The sequence below is a fragment of the Profundibacter sp. genome, assembly GCF_965277155.1.
In the GTDB taxonomy this organism is placed as follows: Bacteria; Pseudomonadota; Alphaproteobacteria; order Rhodobacterales; family Rhodobacteraceae; genus Profundibacter.
In genome coordinates this window covers 527,239-543,141 of record NZ_CBDIBV010000010.1, presented here as the reverse complement: position 1 = coordinate 543,141, position 15,903 = coordinate 527,239, and the positions used below count along the sequence as shown (strand labels likewise).

The 15,903-nt window shown below is 57.3% G+C and carries 18 protein-coding genes; 4 read left to right on the top strand and 14 right to left on the bottom strand.

Annotated features, from left to right (window positions below):
* Positions 1–20: 20 nt before the first annotated feature.
* The 5 genes from recJ to ACQY4M_RS10585 form a co-directional block, all read right to left on the bottom strand.
* The gene (gene recJ / locus ACQY4M_RS10605; protein ID WP_428543774.1) at positions 21–1,763 is read right to left on the bottom strand and encodes a single-stranded-DNA-specific exonuclease RecJ; all 1,743 of its coding nucleotides are present in this window, start codon (positions 1,761–1,763) and stop codon (positions 21–23) included.
* Entirely contained in the window at positions 1,760–2,323 is a 564-nt protein-coding gene (locus ACQY4M_RS10600) for a cysteine hydrolase family protein (RefSeq protein WP_428543772.1), read from the bottom strand. Before ACQY4M_RS10600 ends, recJ begins: the two co-directional genes overlap by 4 nt.
* A gap of 5 nt (positions 2,324–2,328) precedes the next feature.
* Positions 2,329–3,294: a class II fructose-bisphosphatase gene (gene glpX, locus ACQY4M_RS10595; protein WP_428543770.1), complete on the bottom strand. Its 966-nt coding sequence runs from the start codon at positions 3,292–3,294 to the stop codon at positions 2,329–2,331.
* Between the two features lie 18 nt (positions 3,295–3,312).
* Positions 3,313–4,599 carry a homoserine dehydrogenase gene (locus ACQY4M_RS10590; RefSeq protein ID WP_428543768.1) on the bottom strand — a complete coding sequence of 429 codons (1,287 nt, stop codon included), beginning with the start codon at positions 4,597–4,599 and terminating at the stop codon, positions 3,313–3,315.
* Positions 4,600–4,677: 78 nt separating this feature from the next.
* Positions 4,678–4,971 (bottom strand): hypothetical protein, encoded by a 294-nt coding sequence (locus ACQY4M_RS10585; protein ID WP_428543766.1) that lies wholly within the window; start codon positions 4,969–4,971, stop codon positions 4,678–4,680.
* A 97-nt stretch (positions 4,972–5,068) separates the two neighbouring features.
* Between ACQY4M_RS10585 and ACQY4M_RS10580 the strand changes: the two genes are divergently transcribed.
* Positions 5,069–5,656: a TetR/AcrR family transcriptional regulator gene (locus ACQY4M_RS10580; protein WP_428543764.1), complete on the top strand. Its 588-nt coding sequence runs from the start codon at positions 5,069–5,071 to the stop codon at positions 5,654–5,656.
* Positions 5,657–5,717: 61 nt separating this feature from the next.
* Positions 5,718–6,206, top strand: a complete 489-nt coding sequence (locus ACQY4M_RS10575; RefSeq protein ID WP_428543762.1) for a hypothetical protein — start codon at positions 5,718–5,720, stop codon at positions 6,204–6,206.
* On the opposite strand, the gene ACQY4M_RS10570 is transcribed toward ACQY4M_RS10575, so the two are convergent.
* From ACQY4M_RS10570 to ACQY4M_RS10540, 7 genes are all read right to left on the bottom strand, one after another.
* Positions 6,197–6,328 carry a hypothetical protein gene (locus tag ACQY4M_RS10570; RefSeq protein WP_428543760.1) on the bottom strand — a complete coding sequence of 44 codons (132 nt, stop codon included), beginning with the start codon at positions 6,326–6,328 and terminating at the stop codon, positions 6,197–6,199. The two genes, ACQY4M_RS10575 and ACQY4M_RS10570, sit on opposite strands and share 10 nt — an antisense overlap.
* Positions 6,329–6,393: 65 nt before the next feature.
* On the bottom strand, positions 6,394–7,437 hold the full coding sequence (locus ACQY4M_RS10565) for an IS5 family transposase (protein ID WP_428539227.1): 1,044 nt from the start codon (positions 7,435–7,437) through the stop codon (positions 6,394–6,396).
* An 88-nt stretch (positions 7,438–7,525) separates the two neighbouring features.
* Complete coding sequence (locus tag ACQY4M_RS10560; protein ID WP_428543758.1) at positions 7,526–8,095, bottom strand: TadE/TadG family type IV pilus assembly protein; 570 nt, start codon at positions 8,093–8,095, stop codon at positions 7,526–7,528.
* A gap of 284 nt (positions 8,096–8,379) precedes the next feature.
* A protein-coding gene (locus tag ACQY4M_RS10555; protein ID WP_428539245.1) for an IS3 family transposase occupies positions 8,380–9,512 on the bottom strand; the annotation gives its coding sequence in 2 pieces (ribosomal slippage) (positions 8,380–9,260 and positions 9,260–9,512; 1,134 coding nt in all).
* Positions 9,513–9,527: 15 nt separating this feature from the next.
* Positions 9,528–9,914 carry a TadE/TadG family type IV pilus assembly protein gene (locus tag ACQY4M_RS10550; RefSeq protein WP_428543756.1) on the bottom strand — a complete coding sequence of 129 codons (387 nt, stop codon included), beginning with the start codon at positions 9,912–9,914 and terminating at the stop codon, positions 9,528–9,530.
* A 314-nt stretch (positions 9,915–10,228) separates the two neighbouring features.
* Entirely contained in the window at positions 10,229–11,272 is a 1,044-nt protein-coding gene (locus ACQY4M_RS10545; protein ID WP_428539227.1) for an IS5 family transposase, read from the bottom strand.
* 86 nt (positions 11,273–11,358) lie between these two features.
* A complete protein-coding gene (locus ACQY4M_RS10540) occupies positions 11,359–12,540 on the bottom strand; it encodes a hypothetical protein (RefSeq protein WP_428543754.1) in 1,182 nt (393 codons plus the stop codon).
* 35 nt (positions 12,541–12,575) lie between these two features.
* Here ACQY4M_RS10540 and ACQY4M_RS10535 point away from each other — a divergent pair, with 35 nt between their 5' ends.
* Positions 12,576–13,619, top strand: a complete 1,044-nt coding sequence (locus ACQY4M_RS10535) for an IS5 family transposase (RefSeq protein ID WP_428539227.1) — start codon at positions 12,576–12,578, stop codon at positions 13,617–13,619.
* A 63-nt stretch (positions 13,620–13,682) separates the two neighbouring features.
* Here ACQY4M_RS10535 and ACQY4M_RS10530 read toward each other — a convergent pair whose 3' ends face one another.
* Positions 13,683–14,831 carry an IS5 family transposase gene (locus ACQY4M_RS10530; RefSeq protein ID WP_428543752.1) on the bottom strand — a complete coding sequence of 383 codons (1,149 nt, stop codon included), beginning with the start codon at positions 14,829–14,831 and terminating at the stop codon, positions 13,683–13,685.
* Between the two features lie 81 nt (positions 14,832–14,912).
* Here ACQY4M_RS10530 and ACQY4M_RS10525 point away from each other — a divergent pair, with 81 nt between their 5' ends.
* The gene (locus ACQY4M_RS10525; protein WP_428543750.1) at positions 14,913–15,068 is read left to right on the top strand and encodes a hypothetical protein; all 156 of its coding nucleotides are present in this window, start codon (positions 14,913–14,915) and stop codon (positions 15,066–15,068) included.
* Here ACQY4M_RS10525 and ACQY4M_RS10520 read toward each other — a convergent pair.
* Positions 15,005–15,898, bottom strand: coding sequence for a LysR family transcriptional regulator (locus tag ACQY4M_RS10520; RefSeq protein ID WP_428543748.1), 894 nt, complete (start codon positions 15,896–15,898; stop codon positions 15,005–15,007). The two genes, ACQY4M_RS10525 and ACQY4M_RS10520, sit on opposite strands and share 64 nt — an antisense overlap.
* Positions 15,899–15,903 lie beyond the last annotated feature (5 nt).

Here is a 15,903-nt window from a genome sequence, read left to right as displayed (position 1 = left end):
TTTTATTCGCGCGCTGTCGGCTAGACACGCATTGCATCCTCAAGCCGCAATTGCACCCGTTGACGTCCGCCCCATGTGTTGATTTCCAGCCGCCCTGCCAGATGGAACCGCGCGCCACCGTGATTTAGCAAGGCATCCCCCATCGGCCCGTCAAAGGCGCCAAAGGCAATCGCCTCGATCCGCGCGCCCAGACCATCGCCAAAGGTGACTTTCAGGTGACTGTCACCCACCCGTTTGGCGAAATTGATTTCCACATCGGGAAAGGCGAAACGCGGGGCAGGGGCGCCTGCGCCAAACGGGCCAGCCCCGTCCAGCTGCTCGATCAGATCAACCGTGGCGGCGCCTGGCATCAGGATGCCGTCCAGTTTCAGGTCTGCAGGGCCGGCCGCGCCCGCGCCCTGTTTGTCCAGCAATTCGTAAAGCCGCGCCATGGCCGGTTCCAACTGGTCGCGTGCTACGATCAGTCCCGCCGCCATTTTGTGCCCGCCGCCCTTTAGCAACAGCCCCTCGGCCACCAGCCGCTGGATTGACGCGCCCAGATCGACGCCGGATATGGAGCGGCCCGAGCCTTTGCCCTCGTCCCCGTCCAGCCCGATCACGATGGCGGGGCGGTTGGTGGCCTCTTTCAGGCGCGAGGCAACGATGCCCACCACCCCCGGATGCCAGCCTTCGCCCGCCGCCCAGACCAGTGGCGCGTCCAACCCGCGGGTTTCGGCCTGATCCATCGCCACATCGCGCACCTGTGCCTCGACCTCGCGGCGTTCGGTGTTTAGTTGGTCCAGTCGGTCGGCCATAGCGCGGGCCTCGTTCATATCGGTGCAGGCCAGTAGGCGCGCGCCCAGATCGGCCTGTCCGATCCGCCCGCCCGCATTGATGCGCGGCCCCAGCAGAAAGCCAAGGTGATAGGGGGTTGGCGCGCTGTTCATCCGTGCCACATCACCCAGCGCCACAAGGCCGATGCGTTGGCGTTGCGCCATCACCTTTAATCCCTGACGCACCAGCGCACGGTTCACGCCGGTCAGCGGGGCCACATCGGCCACCGTTCCCAGTGCCACAAGGTCCAGCATCGCCATCAGATCAGGGCCGGATTTGCCGGTGCTGCGCATCTGGCGGTTCACCTCGACAAGCATCAGGAACACAACGCCGGCGGCGCACAGCTGGCCGTAATCGCCGCTTTCGTCCTGCCGGTTCGGGTTCACCACGGCCACAGCGGGGGGCAGGACCTCGCCGCCTAGGTGGTGATCCAGCACCACCACATCCGCCCCTTTGGCCGCCGCGATCGGTTCATGTGAAAGGGTGCCGCAATCGACACAGACGATCAGCGAGTGATCCTGTGCCAGTTTTTCCATGGCGGGCACATTCGGCCCGTAACCTTCCTTGATCCGGTCAGGGATATAGAGCGTTGCATCGCGCCCCATCCGGCGCAGGTAATCCAGCAGCAGGGCGGCGGATGTGCCGCCGTCTACGTCGTAATCGGCAAAGATGGCGATGCGTTCGCCCGATTGCAGAGCCTTTAGAAAACGCGCTGCGGCGGGGCCCATATCCTTTAGGGTCAGCGGGTCGGGCAGCAGGTCTTTGAGCGTTGGCTCAAGGAAAGTTTCTGCCTGCTCGGGGGACACCCCGCGTCGCACAAGGATGCGGCACAGCGGCAGGGGCAGGGTGGTTTGTTGGCTCATCGCCTCGGCCAGCCGGTCGTCCTCGGATGTGGGGCCGACCCAGCGGCGTCCGTTCAGCGAGGAGGATACGCCGAGGAAATCGTTCATTCGAGGGCGCCAAGGATGGTTTGTGTATCAATGGCAGTGCAGAATTCGCCGTGGATGTTGGCGATGGCCGTGTCATGGATTTGCTCGGCGGTTAGCGCGGGTGCGCCCGGTTTCCATGACATGTCCGCATTATTGACGAAGGCGGCGCAGGCATCATGGGCCAGTGTCACCCCGAACCCCAGATTGGCGGCCATGCGGGTGGTTGTGGATACACAATGCGGCGTGGTCAGCCCGCAGATGACCAGATCGGTGGCAAATACGCCGTGCAGGCGTTCCTCCAGATCGGTGCCGATAAAGGCGGCATTGACGTGTTTGCTGATCACCGGCTCGCCGCCCCGTGGCATCACTTGATGTTTGAATTCGGCCCCCGGTGCGCCATTGGCCAGCGGGCTGCCGGCAGTGGTGCTTAGATGGCGGATATGAAACAGGGGCCACCCTTTGGCGCGCCAGTGGGTAAGCAGGCGTGCAGCATTTGCCTCGGCGTCCGGATTGTTCCGCGTCCCCCAGAACGGGCTGTCAAAGCCCGTCTGGATATCAATCAGGATCAGTGCCTGTGCCATTTGTTCTACTTTGTTTTGATCCGGTATGACATGCGCCGGACCGAGCCGGTTTTACTGCGCATCAGGATGGTTTCGGTGGTCAGATAGCCGGGCTCGCGTTTGATGCCATGCACGATTGATCCGTCGGTCACGCCTGTGGCGGCAAAGATCACGTCCTCGGTCACCAGCTCGTCGCGGGAATAGATCCGGTCCAGATCGGTGATGCCGGCCTTGGCGGCGCGGCCCCGTTCGTCATCGTTGCGAAACAGCAGGCGGCCATACATCTGCCCGCCCATGCATTTCAGCGCGGCGGCAGCCAGTACGCCTTCGGGGGCGCCACCGGACCCCATGTAAATGTCGATGCCGGTAATTTCGGATTCAGCGCAGTGCATTACACCGGCCACATCGCCATCGGTGATCAGGCGGATGGCGGCGCCTGTTGTGCGCAATTCGTTGATCATGTCCTCATGACGGGGACGTTCCAGAACGCAGACGGTGATGTCTGTTATCTCGCACCCTTTGGCCTTGGCCAGTGCCGCAATGCGCTCAGAAGGTGACATATCAAGGGTGACCACATCGGTGGGGTAGCCCGGGCCGATCGCCAGCTTGTCCATATACACATCGGGTGCGTGCAACATCGAGCCGCGTGGACCCATCGCAATCACGGTCAGGGCGTTGGGCATGTCCTTGGCCGTCAGCGTTGTGCCCTCAAGCGGGTCCAGCGCAATGTCGACGCCCGGGCCGTTGCCGGTGCCCACTTCTTCGCCGATGAACAGCATCGGGGCTTCGTCCCGTTCGCCTTCGCCGATCACGATCACGCCGTTGATGTCCAGCATGTTCAACTGGGTGCGCATGGCGTCCACGGCGGCCTGATCGGCGGCTTTTTCATCGCCTCGCCCGATCAGTTTGGCCGAGGCAAGGGCGGCGGCTTCGGAAACGCGGGCCAGACCCAGCGAAAGCATACGGTCTTGGAATTCGGATTGTTTGGTCATGTGTTCGGGTCCTGTTGGCTAAACTGTTTCGATACGGATCGCGACGGGGTCCGAGGCCAGCACGCCGGTGGCGTCAAAGCTGCGGATCGCACTGTCCAGCGCATCGCGGGTTGTTTTGTGGGTGACAATCAGCACGGGGGCTGTGGATTCTTCGTGGCCGTATTGGCGCATGCGGTCAACCGATACGCCTGCTTCGCCAAGGGCTGTGGCGATTTTGGCCAGCGCGCCGGGTTTATCGTGCAGCGTCATGCGCAGGTAATAAGGCGCAGGGGCGGCGGATTTGGCGGGTTTGGCGGCCGACAGGGTGGTGGCCGGTTGGCCAAATGTCGGCACGCGGATGTCACGGGCAATGTCCAGCACATCGGACATCACGGCCGATGCGGTGGGGCCTTCGCCAGCCCCCGCGCCACGCAGCACGATCTGGCCGACGTGGTCGCCCTCCAGCACCACCATATTGGTGCCGCCTTCCAACTGGCCCAGCGGACTGTTGGCCGGGACAAGGCAGGGCGACATGCGCTGCTCCAACCCGCGGCCTGTCATTTGTGCCATGCCCAGCAGTTTGATGCGATAGCCCATGTCTGCGGCCTGTTCGATGTCCTCGATGGTGATGCGTTCGATGCCTTCGATTTCCACCGCGTCAAAGGCAACTTTAGTGCCGTAAGCCACAGAAGCCAGCAGCGCCAGTTTGTGGGCCGCATCAATGCCACCAACATCCAGTGTCGGATCGGCCTCGAGGTAACCCAGTTGATTGGCTTCCTCGAACACTTCGTCATAGGGCAGACCGGCGTTTTCCATGCGGGTCAAGATATAGTTACAGGTGCCATTCATCACACCCATCACCCGTTCCACCTGATTGCCGGCCAGACCTTCGGTCAGGGTTTTGATCACCGGAATACCACCCGCCACGGCGGCTTCAAAACGGATCACACGGCCTGCGGCCTCGGCTACTTCAGCCAGTTCCTGACCGTGGATTGCCAGCATCGCCTTGTTGGCGGTGACCACATCCTTGCCCGCCGCAATGGCGGCTTCGGTGGCGGCCTTGGCCGAGCCGTCCGAACCGCCCATCAGTTCAACGAAAACATCGACGTCATCGCGTTTGGCCAGCGCGACGGGGTCATCCTCCCACGCGTATTGCGACAGGTTCACGCCGCGATCCTTATCGCGGGAGCGGGCGGAAACGGCGGTGATCACCACAGGGCGGCCGGTGCGGGTTGCCAGCAGATTGGCCTTTTGACGCACGATTTTCACCACGCCTGCGCCAACGGTGCCCAGACCTGCAATTCCAAGGCGTAAAGGTTCGGTCATGTTGCGGGTCTCCGGCTGAATTTGTGTTGCTGAATTCTGTAGCGGCAAACGCGGTGCTGTGCAACGCGGCAGGTGGCCTTAACTGTGGCGATCTATGGCGTCTTGCAGGCGCTTGCGGGTTTTAGTGTCGATCACCGGGCGCTTGGCGCGGGTGGCGCGATTCTTCAACCCGTTCATCCGGCCGCTCAGGGTGCTGACGGTTTCATCGGTGATTTGCACATCCTGTGCATTGGCAAGGGCCTGATCCATTGGGATAAGCGACGGGTAGGGCGCATTTTTGGCAGCGGGGGAAACCGCATTATCCAGTTGCGGGAAATCACTGCATGCCCCCAGCAGGGCAGCAAGTGTAAATGCAAGTGAAAGACGCAGCATAGAGGATTCCCGAAATGTTTGCCCGATAATAGGGCGTTCTGTGGTGTGGGCACAAGCAGGGCTTTGAAATGAACGCATGTTCAGATAAACATCGCCTATGGCACGTAAAACAGGTTCCCATTCCCAGATCACCGGCCCCAGGGTACAGCAAGCGGCGTCCAAGCTGTTTGCGCGTCACGGGTTTGCCGCCGTTTCCATGCGCCAGATCGCATCCGAAGTCGGAGTACAGGCCGGTGCGCTGTATCTTTATACGCCAGACAAGCAAAGCCTGCTGTTTGATCTGATGCAGGGGCATATGCAAGATTTGCTGACCGCATGGGAGGCGCAGGAAAAGGGCAGGGGGCCATTGGAACAGCTCGAGGCTTTTGTGCGGTTCCACATCGGGTTTCACCTGGATCGACCGGATGCGGTGTTCATTGCCTATATGGAGTTACGCAACCTGTCCGAGGAAAATTTCGCGGTGATCGAAGGGTTACGCAAGCGCTATGAAGATGTGCTGGAAGGTATTTTGCGGGAGGGCCAGCAGGCGGGGATATTTGCCGTGCCCGATACCAAACTGGCAATGATGGCACTGATTGCGATGTTGACGGGCGTGAACACATGGTATCGCGAGGGCGGACGCCTGTCGCGGGACAAAGTGGAAGAAATATACTGGGATATGGCGCGCAAGGCTGTGGCCGGGTGATTGGCTCTCGTAATTTGTAAATGGAACCAATACATCCGACGCAACCACATAGGAGTTGGGAATGCCGAATACTGAAGTGATTGCAACTGTTATGCCATCGACTATCCGACGTTATTCCGGATTGGCTGTACTGGCCTTGCTTGGGGGTATATTGGTTTATATCGCTTTGGCGACGCCACCTTCATCATTGTTTTTGCGTGTTCTAATGCTCGGGATCGGAGGGTTGGTGTTGTGGGCAGCCGAACTGATGCGGCGGGCAACGCTGCACGGGGTGGTGCTGACACGGGACGAATTGCGCACAACAAACGGGCGGGTTCTGGCACGGGTCGAGGATATGACAGGGGTTGTGCGGGGCTCGTTTTCCTTGAAGCCCTCAAACGGGTTTTCCGTTCTAACCAAAACTTCACAGCAAAAGGCCTGGGCCCCCGGCATCTGGTGGCGCTTTGGCAAACGGGTTGGTGTTGGTGGAGTGACGGCAGCGTCACAGGCCAAGTATATGTCGGAAATTCTGGCGGCAATGCTGGCTGAAAAAGAAAATAATCACCAATAAAAAAGGCGCTGGAAACTTCCGGCGCCTTTGAGTTTAGGGAACCTCTGTAAATTCCCGTTTTCGCCTTCTTCGCGGCGGGGTGGACGGTTTTTCGCCTGTCCCGCCTGATTGCTTCGGATCATAAACCCATTTTCACCGGTTTCAAGCCGGTTTTGGGTATTTCAGGCACACCTCACCCCATGAACCCTTATCCCGGCGCCGCCAGGCCGCATTCGAACTGGACGAAGCGCTTCATGTTGTAGACCAGGTTCATCATCCCGATGCGAAATCGCGCCCGCTTCAGGCCGATGGAGCGGATCAGCTTGCCGCCCATGGAGCGCTCCTGAAAAGCGAATACATGCTCGACCCGGACCCGCACTTTCGAGCGCCTCCGGTTGGCCTTTTGCTGGCGCTCGCCAAGCGGCTTGCCGCGCCTGCCCTTGTGATGGATATGGCTGTGAAGCCCCCGCTCTTCCAGCTCGCTTTCGATCTTTTGCGAGCGATAGGCGCTGTCGGCCCACAGGTCCGATGAGGTGTTGCTCGCATCAATCAGACCGGCAAGCGCCTGGCTGTCATGCACGGCGGCATCGGTGACATCATAAGCGCGGATGAATTTGTGCCGCCGGTCGACATTGATGTGGTTCTTGTAGCCGTAATAGCTCTTGCCGTGCTTCTTCGTCCAGCGCGCATCCACGTCCTTCTGGCGCTTCTTGTGGGGTTTTTCCTCCCACTCTTCAGGCGTTTCGCCCGCCTTGATTTTCTCGTTCTCGTCCCTTTTGTTGTGCTGGCGCGGCGCCGGAACGATGCTCGCATCAACAATCTGCCCGCCCATCGCCAGATAGCCCTTTTCGCGCAGAAAGGCATCGAACTTGTCAAACAGCTCCTTCATCTTCCCGGCCCCGGCCAGCCTTTCACGGTAGGCCCAGATGGTCTTGGCGTCAGGTACGCTGTCTTCAATGCCAAGGCCGAGAAACCGCATGAACGACAGGCGGTCGCGGATCTGATACTCGATCTGATCGTCAGAGAGGTTGTAGAGCTGCTGCAAAACCATCGTCTTGAATATCAGCACCTCATCCCAAGGCGGGCGGCCAGCGTTGGATTTGCGCTGTTCGGGCGGCGTGCGCCATATGGCCTTCAGCTCGTCCCGGTAATCCTCGAACGGCACCATGTCGTTGAGCAACACCAGCGGATCACCAGATTTGTCCAGTCCCGCGTATCGGCTGGAAAGATCAAAAAATCCCATCTGACCCATGACAAAACCCCGTCGGTCGAATCATTTTCATCCTGATGACGATTCTACCCCGTCAGGCCGGATTTTGGGGGATTTTTAGAGGTTCCCTTTAGTTAATGCAGGTTTGCCAGCATGCCGGGACCGACCGTGGACGTGTCATGATCACATGGTCCAGATCATATTCATTCAAACCAATACTGAACATCGGTATAAAACGCATGTGGGTTTCCATAACATACGTAGTATCGCCATCCACCATTTTGGGTATTTTGTCTTTTATATTAACCAGAGTTGCGTCTGTATGAGGTGGTTGGCCATTTGTGCCGTAGGAATATTCGATAATATATTCGTCGTCCGAGGTGAGTGCAGGGTCGTTGTCTTTGAACCGGACCAATGTAAGACGGATCCAGGTTGGATTTCCGCTCCCGCTAAGGAACTGGTACATTGTCCCCAGGCCATCAACAAAATCCGGAGTCAGAATGGGAACAACGCGAGAGACCATATCGCTGATTGTATAGGCCGCTTTCAGGTTGACGCTTTTAACACGAAACGCGTTAAAATAGACACTCATGGCGACAAGCGTCGTCATCAGCATTGGAAAGATGATGGCCGTTTCAATGACGGCCGTTCCGGCTTCGTCATCCCAGAAATTGCGGATATTTTTCGTTAAATACGACATTTACATCCTCACCTCGGCTCGTTCACAAATGCAGAATTGGCTGCCAAAGCATAACCGCCAAGATCAGTCCGTTTCAGGCTCATTCCTAATTGTGTTGTTGGGAATATAGGTTTGAACACTGAGCACGCACGAACCAGTACCATTTCATTTGCCGCACCGGCATTGACAAATCCGGGGCCGGGCGGCGTAACGTTGATATCAATGCTTTTATCCTTGCAGACGACAGAGGTGGTCCCACTTTTTTGACCAGTCAGCAGCCAGTTTAAGATGGATCAGGGTTTCATTTAGGCTGCCAAACTCATTGGTTTTGTTTTTCTGTCATAGGCTTCATCCGGGGTCAATATTCCGTGGGTGGAATGCGGGCGCTCGGTGTTGTAGTAAGCCAACCATTTCCCGATCCCGGCGCGGGTCTGCGAACCCGTTTCAAATGCGTTGAGGTAAATGCATTCGTATTTCAAGGATCGCCAAAGCCGCTCGATCATCCGGTTATCGACCCAGCGACCTTTGCCATCCATCGAGATTTTCACGTCGGCTTCTTTCAGCGCCTGCGTCCATTCAAACCCGGTGAACTGGCTGCCCTGGTCGCTGTTCATGATATCGGGCTTGCCGTATTTGGCCATAGCCTCTTTCAGGGCTTCAACGCAAAAATCTGCCTCCATGCTGTTTGACAATCTCCAGCTCAAAACCTTGCGGCTGTGCCAGTCCATGATCGCGACCAAATAGAGGAACCCGCGCTGCATCGGAATGTAGGTGATATCTACGCACCACACATGGTTTGGACGATCAATCGTCAGGTCTCGCAGCAGATACGGGTAGATCTTATGCTGCGGATGTTTCTTGCTCGTGTTGGGCGTCTGGTAGATCGGAACCAACCGCATCAGCCGCATCAAACGGCGGACCCTGTGGCGACCACACTTGTAACCTTGGCGCTGCATGTGCCGGGCCATTTGCCGTGATCCATACCACGGCGTCTGCAAGAATTGCTTGTCGATTATTGTCATGAACCGCAAATTTTCAGCACTTTCGCCTTTTGGCTGGTAATACAGGTTCGAGCGCGCCAGAGAAAGTAGCCCGCATTGTCGTCGCACACTCAGATCATGCTCACGGCTCACCATTTTTTGCCTCGCTTCCCGAGCAACTGTTGCGAGGCGTTGGCTAAAAAATCCCGTTCCACGACCAGCTGACCAATCTTGGAGTGCAGCTTCTCAATCTGGGCTTCATCAACCCGATCAGGATCACGGCCCCGTCTGGAAAATGCCGTGGCCATGTTTTCAATCGCTGCTCGTTTCCATGTGCCAATCTGGGTTGGATGCACACCATACTTCTTCGACAGCTCCGCCATCGTCATTTCCTCGCGGATTGCTTCAAGCGCAACGCGGGCTTTGAATTCGGGAGAATGGTTCTTTCGTTTCGTCATTTTGAATCGTCTTTCTCATAAGTCGATCCACCTTAACAACTGGTCCGAATTTCCGCGACCACCTCTGACATCGGTTGCCAGCGGTGCCCATGTTACCGTGCTAACAACACGCATTTCGACCAGCAGGGTATCCATGCAATCCGGCAGAATAGGGGCGCCATCACAAATCGCGGTCCGGATTGTTTCATGTGTGGGGTTTGGAAGCTGCCCCAACCGTAATTTCCGTACCACTTTATCAACAGATCGTTCCAGAAACGTTTGGCGCAGCATCAATATGCTAAACTCGAAAGATGACAGAAACAGCGTCAGGAAAATCGGGAACATAATCACGAACTGGATCGTCGCGTTCCCGCTCTCGCTATCTCGCAGACGCTGTGCCTGAAGCCGCAAGTTGCGTAACATATGTGTCATCTTACCAGTCTCAAGCTTTTCAACTGAGCCGCGATTTCGGCAAATGCATCGGCAATGTTAACGCCATCCACGCGGAAGAAGTGTGCGGAGGTTGTTGCGCAGCTTTGCAGTTTCAGGGCATTATCATTGGAAACTTCAAAACCGATTGTATAAAGGGAACCTCTGTAAATTCCCGTTTTCGCCTTCTTCGCGGCGGGGTGGACGGTTTTTCGCCTGTCCCGCCTGATTGCTTCGGATCATAAACCCATTTTCACCGGTTTCAAGCCGGTTTTGGGTATTTCAGGCACACCTCACCCCATGAACCCTTATCCCGGCGCCGCCAGGCCGCATTCGAACTGGACGAAGCGCTTCATGTTGTAGACCAGGTTCATCATCCCGATGCGAAATCGCGCCCGCTTCAGGCCGATGGAGCGGATCAGCTTGCCGCCCATGGAGCGCTCCTGAAAAGCGAATACATGCTCGACCCGGACCCGCACTTTCGAGCGCCTCCGGTTGGCCTTTTGCTGGCGCTCGCCAAGCGGCTTGCCGCGCCTGCCCTTGTGATGGATATGGCTGTGAAGCCCCCGCTCTTCCAGCTCGCTTTCGATCTTTTGCGAGCGATAGGCGCTGTCGGCCCACAGGTCCGATGAGGTGTTGCTCGCATCAATCAGACCGGCAAGCGCCTGGCTGTCATGCACGGCGGCATCGGTGACATCATAAGCGCGGATGAATTTGTGCCGCCGGTCGACATTGATGTGGTTCTTGTAGCCGTAATAGCTCTTGCCGTGCTTCTTCGTCCAGCGCGCATCCACGTCCTTCTGGCGCTTCTTGTGGGGTTTTTCCTCCCACTCTTCAGGCGTTTCGCCCGCCTTGATTTTCTCGTTCTCGTCCCTTTTGTTGTGCTGGCGCGGCGCCGGAACGATGCTCGCATCAACAATCTGCCCGCCCATCGCCAGATAGCCCTTTTCGCGCAGAAAGGCATCGAACTTGTCAAACAGCTCCTTCATCTTCCCGGCCCCGGCCAGCCTTTCACGGTAGGCCCAGATGGTCTTGGCGTCAGGTACGCTGTCTTCAATGCCAAGGCCGAGAAACCGCATGAACGACAGGCGGTCGCGGATCTGATACTCGATCTGATCGTCAGAGAGGTTGTAGAGCTGCTGCAAAACCATCGTCTTGAATATCAGCACCTCATCCCAAGGCGGGCGGCCAGCGTTGGATTTGCGCTGTTCGGGCGGCGTGCGCCATATGGCCTTCAGCTCGTCCCGGTAATCCTCGAACGGCACCATGTCGTTGAGCAACACCAGCGGATCACCAGATTTGTCCAGTCCCGCGTATCGGCTGGAAAGATCAAAAAATCCCATCTGACCCATGACAAAACCCCGTCGGTCGAATCATTTTCATCCTGATGACGATTCTACCCCGTCAGGCCGGATTTTGGGGGATTTTTAGAGGTTCCCTAAAGTAGGATATTGTTAGCCTTCGCAGCGGCACAGATCGCAGCCATGCGTTGGTCTTTTACGGTTGGCCCGTATTTGCGGTATGTTCCTGTGCCCCAGTCGTATTTGCTTAGACCCGCTTTATATTCCAATCTGTCCGCAACAAAATATGTTGTTGCAACGCGCCACAGTTTTGCCATCGACAGATGTTCAGCATCCGTGCTGGGGGCAGCGACCCATTGGGAAATTTTAAGGCTACCACCTGTACTGTATTTCAAATACCGGTACTTATTACTTCCGCTGTGGCTGGGATTGTAAACCCAGTACCTGATACGGCTGTCGGTACCTGACGTGTCTTGGCGCCAGACATTGGACATACCCGTGCGGTAAGGATCCAACAATTCGTAGCTATAGGTATTGGCACCATCCGTCATGGCAACGATGACTTTTAAAATGCCCTCTTCACCATAGGTGTTCGGACGACCAGAGAACATCGGGTCAACTGTTCCATCGGTGATCATATCGTCAACAACGGGCCGCATGCTTGGGTCAAGCAGGGCAGCACCCCATTTGATCCCCATCTCGGTCGAGGTGTTGCCCCTTGGTGTAAGAGCATCAATATAGTTCCGCAGGGCTGTCCGGTTGCCGGATAATGGAAGAATTTGACGATCAGAGGCTGTTGGGCAGCTCCACAACCAATGGCTAGCAGACAGGTTTTGATAGTGATGACGGCTATAGTCACGAACAGCGATAAAACCGGCCCGCCGTTGTTCCACAGATTGATTTACCTCGGTGGTGTTATAATCGGAGGTCGTCCAGTCCACGCAATATGAATAGTTGTGTTCGTTGGATACATTCATATTGTTCAACAGGGCTGAACCGGCACTTACCTGGAAGGAATAAGGAACAATCGAGATTGAATATGTGTCCGCATGCGGGGCGTCTAGCAGAAGTGCATCGACAAACTGCTTCGCAGCAATCTGCAAATCCTCGATCTTGTCGCGACCCGATGCAGATGGATTACCCATGGACCCCGACACGTCGAGCACCAGTGAAACCTCGACCTTCTGAACACCGTCAATTGCTGCAGCAACCGCAGGCGTGGTCAGATACTCAACAGCACTACCGCCGGCAACGTTGAAAATCTTTGGGGAACCTCTAAAAATCCCCCAAAATCCGGCCTGACGGGGTAGAATCGTCATCAGGATGAAAATGATTCGACCGACGGGGTTTTGTCATGGGTCAGATGGGATTTTTTGATCTTTCCAGCCGATACGCGGGACTGGACAAATCTGGTGATCCGCTGGTGTTGCTCAACGACATGGTGCCGTTCGAGGATTACCGGGACGAGCTGAAGGCCATATGGCGCACGCCGCCCGAACAGCGCAAATCCAACGCTGGCCGCCCGCCTTGGGATGAGGTGCTGATATTCAAGACGATGGTTTTGCAGCAGCTCTACAACCTCTCTGACGATCAGATCGAGTATCAGATCCGCGACCGCCTGTCGTTCATGCGGTTTCTCGGCCTTGGCATTGAAGACAGCGTACCTGACGCCAAGACCATCTGGGCCTACCGTGAAAGGCTGGCCGGGGCCGGGAAGATGAAGGAGCTGTTTGACAAGTTCGATGCCTTTCTGCGCGAAAAGGGCTATCTGGCGATGGGCGGGCAGATTGTTGATGCGAGCATCGTTCCGGCGCCGCGCCAGCACAACAAAAGGGACGAGAACGAGAAAATCAAGGCGGGCGAAACGCCTGAAGAGTGGGAGGAAAAACCCCACAAGAAGCGCCAGAAGGACGTGGATGCGCGCTGGACGAAGAAGCACGGCAAGAGCTATTACGGCTACAAGAACCACATCAATGTCGACCGGCGGCACAAATTCATCCGCGCTTATGATGTCACCGATGCCGCCGTGCATGACAGCCAGGCGCTTGCCGGTCTGATTGATGCGAGCAACACCTCATCGGACCTGTGGGCCGACAGCGCCTATCGCTCGCAAAAGATCGAAAGCGAGCTGGAAGAGCGGGGGCTTCACAGCCATATCCATCACAAGGGCAGGCGCGGCAAGCCGCTTGGCGAGCGCCAGCAAAAGGCCAACCGGAGGCGCTCGAAAGTGCGGGTCCGGGTCGAGCATGTATTCGCTTTTCAGGAGCGCTCCATGGGCGGCAAGCTGATCCGCTCCATCGGCCTGAAGCGGGCGCGATTTCGCATCGGGATGATGAACCTGGTCTACAACATGAAGCGCTTCGTCCAGTTCGAATGCGGCCTGGCGGCGCCGGGATAAGGGTTCATGGGGTGAGGTGTGCCTGAAATACCCAAAACCGGCTTGAAACCGGTGAAAATGGGTTTAAAGACCTCTGCATGAGGCCATGGCTTTCGGTTGAAGCAAGATTTCGGCCGCCCACCTTGCGCCCCTGCGGGTCCGGCGGACAGACGGGTGGCGGGGTTTGGGGCTATGCGATTGCGGGGGTTTGCGGGTTGAGGGTGATCCTGTTTGCGGCCTTGAGCAGGTTTGCGCGATGGCGGCCATGACCATCTGGGCATGCACCCTGGCGCGCCCGAAATATCTCGCCCGCTGCAGGCCGAAGAGGCGTTTCATCGTGCCGAAAGTCTGCTCGATGCGGAAGCGGCGTTTCGAAATCAGCCGGTTGAAGCGTTTCTCCGATTGCCGCAGGGGGCGGCCGCGCGCTGCCTTGCGCAGGATGCCGTCGCGGTATTTGCCGCGCAGCATCTGGCGGTTGGCCTTGCTCGCATAGGCCTTGTCGGCCAGCACCCGCTGCGCCTTTGCGCCCGCGATCATGGTGGCGAATTCGGGGCTTTCGGCGGCATTGGCGGGCGTGGTGTGCACCTTGTCGATAAAGCCCTCTTCGTCGCAGCGGGCAAAGCCCTTGTAGCCGAGCGTGCTCTTGCGGCCCTTCTTGACCCAGCGGGCATCAGGGTCGGCGCTGAAATGCAGCTGTGCCCCGTCGGGTGAGACCTCGGGCGGATCATCCGGCGTCCCTTCCCTTGCCCCGTCCTCTGCCCGGTCCTGCGGGGCGTCGATATGGGTGCGCGGGCGCGCCGCCGCCGCGATCAGGGTCGCATCAATGATCGCCGCCTCAGCCTCTTTCAGCTTCAGCCCATGCGCCTCGATCTGGCGGCAGACCTCGGCCAGCAGCTCATCGTAAACGCCACCCCGGACCAGCGCATTGCGGAACCGGCAGTGGGTCGTCTCATCCGGCACCGACGCGTGCAGATCGAGCCCGCAGAACAGCATGAAATCCAGCCGCACCTTCAAGGCCCGCTCCAGCTTCGGGTCGCTCAGCCCGTGCCACTGGCCAACCAGAAGACACTTGAACAGAACCAGCGGATCATAGCCCTGAGGCCCGATCCCCGAGCGCCCCAGACCGCGCCGCAGGATCGGCAAAAACGAGTTCCAATCCATCAGCGCGTCGATCTTCGACAGAACGTCATCCGCGCCGATCCGTGCCGCCGCTTCGTGCAGGAAAAGGTCCATCTATTCACCCCAGAGATTTCCCGGCTAGCTTACCAAAACGGCCAACCCGGGGGAATCCCGATGTTATGCAGAGGTCTTTTTATGATCCGAAGCAATCAGGCGGGACAGGCGAAAAACCGTCCACCCCGCCGCGAAGAAGGCGAAAACGGGAATTTACAGAGGTTCCCTAGAATCTATACCAACCCCGTCAGCGCCACCAGACACAGCCGCACACGGGCGGGGATCTGGTTGCCGTAAGGGTGGCAGGCATAGACCGGCGTTTTTGTAAGCTGGTAATCAGGCAGCAACCGGACAAGTTTTCCGGTTTTCAGGTCGTCCTTCACAACATAGTCGGGCAAAGCGGCGATGCCGCCATTGTTCAGGATCAAAGCATGGGCGCTAAGGGTTGTATTGGTGAATCGTGTGGATTCAATCGTGAACTGCAACGGATCGCCGGTTTCAATATGGGTCATATTATAGTTGAAAACCGGATCTTTCCATGTCGGAGCCAAGTGGTCCCAATTTCGGAAAACCTCAAGGGGGATGTTGTTCATATCCATGTGTTTGCGGGATTTTATGTAGTTCGGGGAAACACAAAGGATCCGGCGGAATGAACCGATCCGGAAGGATTTCAGATCGCTGTCTTTCAGCTCGCAAACCGAAATCGCGATATCAACGTCATCCTGAAGTATCTTTGAACTGTTGTCCTGTGTGATGAAGGCGGGTTTCAGTTTCGGGTGCTTTTCGGCCAGATTGCTGATGATTGGAGTTACCGCCTGTTCCAGCAAACCGCTGGGGGCGGAAATGGTGATCCGGCCCGAAGGCTCGATTGCCTCCTTGGACAGTTCTTCAAGGGCATGGCTGGCCTCTTTTTCTAGCCGTTTGCAGGCTTGGTAAAAGGTGGCCCCAGCACTGGTCGGCATCAACTTGCGGGTTGTGCGCAGGATCAATTTGATCCCCAATTCATTTTCCAGATGTTGCAGGTGGTTTCCGACAACCGAGACTGACAGGCGCAAAGACGTGGCTGCGGCAGTAAGGGAGCCACATTCGTAAATCCTGATAAATGTAAGAACCCGTTTATCAAGCATGGGGT

What these genes read in the sequence shown, in the direction of transcription:
- recJ (WP_428543774.1), bottom strand. Translation starts at nt 1,763, where the DNA reads ATGAACGATTTCCTCGGCGTATCCTCCTCGCTGAACGGACGCCGCTGG.
- ACQY4M_RS10600 (WP_428543772.1), bottom strand. Translation starts at nt 2,323, where the DNA reads ATGGCACAGGCACTGATCCTGATTGATATCCAGACGGGCTTTGACAGC.
- glpX (WP_428543770.1), bottom strand. Translation starts at nt 3,294, where the DNA reads ATGACCAAACAATCCGAATTCCAAGACCGTATGCTTTCGCTGGGTCTG.
- ACQY4M_RS10590 (WP_428543768.1), bottom strand. Translation starts at nt 4,599, where the DNA reads ATGACCGAACCTTTACGCCTTGGAATTGCAGGTCTGGGCACCGTTGGC.
- ACQY4M_RS10585 (WP_428543766.1), bottom strand. Translation starts at nt 4,971, where the DNA reads ATGCTGCGTCTTTCACTTGCATTTACACTTGCTGCCCTGCTGGGGGCA.
- ACQY4M_RS10580 (WP_428543764.1), top strand. Translation starts at nt 5,069, where the DNA reads ATGGCACGTAAAACAGGTTCCCATTCCCAGATCACCGGCCCCAGGGTA.
- ACQY4M_RS10575 (WP_428543762.1), top strand. Translation starts at nt 5,718, where the DNA reads ATGCCGAATACTGAAGTGATTGCAACTGTTATGCCATCGACTATCCGA.
- ACQY4M_RS10570 (WP_428543760.1), bottom strand. Translation starts at nt 6,328, where the DNA reads ATGATCCGAAGCAATCAGGCGGGACAGGCGAAAAACCGTCCACCCCGC.
- ACQY4M_RS10565 (WP_428539227.1), bottom strand. Translation starts at nt 7,437, where the DNA reads ATGGGTCAGATGGGATTTTTTGATCTTTCCAGCCGATACGCGGGACTG.
- ACQY4M_RS10560 (WP_428543758.1), bottom strand. Translation starts at nt 8,095, where the DNA reads ATGTCGTATTTAACGAAAAATATCCGCAATTTCTGGGATGACGAAGCC.
- ACQY4M_RS10550 (WP_428543756.1), bottom strand. Translation starts at nt 9,914, where the DNA reads ATGTTACGCAACTTGCGGCTTCAGGCACAGCGTCTGCGAGATAGCGAG.
- ACQY4M_RS10545 (WP_428539227.1), bottom strand. Translation starts at nt 11,272, where the DNA reads ATGGGTCAGATGGGATTTTTTGATCTTTCCAGCCGATACGCGGGACTG.
- ACQY4M_RS10540 (WP_428543754.1), bottom strand. Translation starts at nt 12,540, where the DNA reads ATGACGATTCTACCCCGTCAGGCCGGATTTTGGGGGATTTTTAGAGGT.
- ACQY4M_RS10535 (WP_428539227.1), top strand. Translation starts at nt 12,576, where the DNA reads ATGGGTCAGATGGGATTTTTTGATCTTTCCAGCCGATACGCGGGACTG.
- ACQY4M_RS10530 (WP_428543752.1), bottom strand. Translation starts at nt 14,831, where the DNA reads ATGGACCTTTTCCTGCACGAAGCGGCGGCACGGATCGGCGCGGATGAC.
- ACQY4M_RS10525 (WP_428543750.1), top strand. Translation starts at nt 14,913, where the DNA reads ATGATCCGAAGCAATCAGGCGGGACAGGCGAAAAACCGTCCACCCCGC.
- ACQY4M_RS10520 (WP_428543748.1), bottom strand. Translation starts at nt 15,898, where the DNA reads ATGCTTGATAAACGGGTTCTTACATTTATCAGGATTTACGAATGTGGC.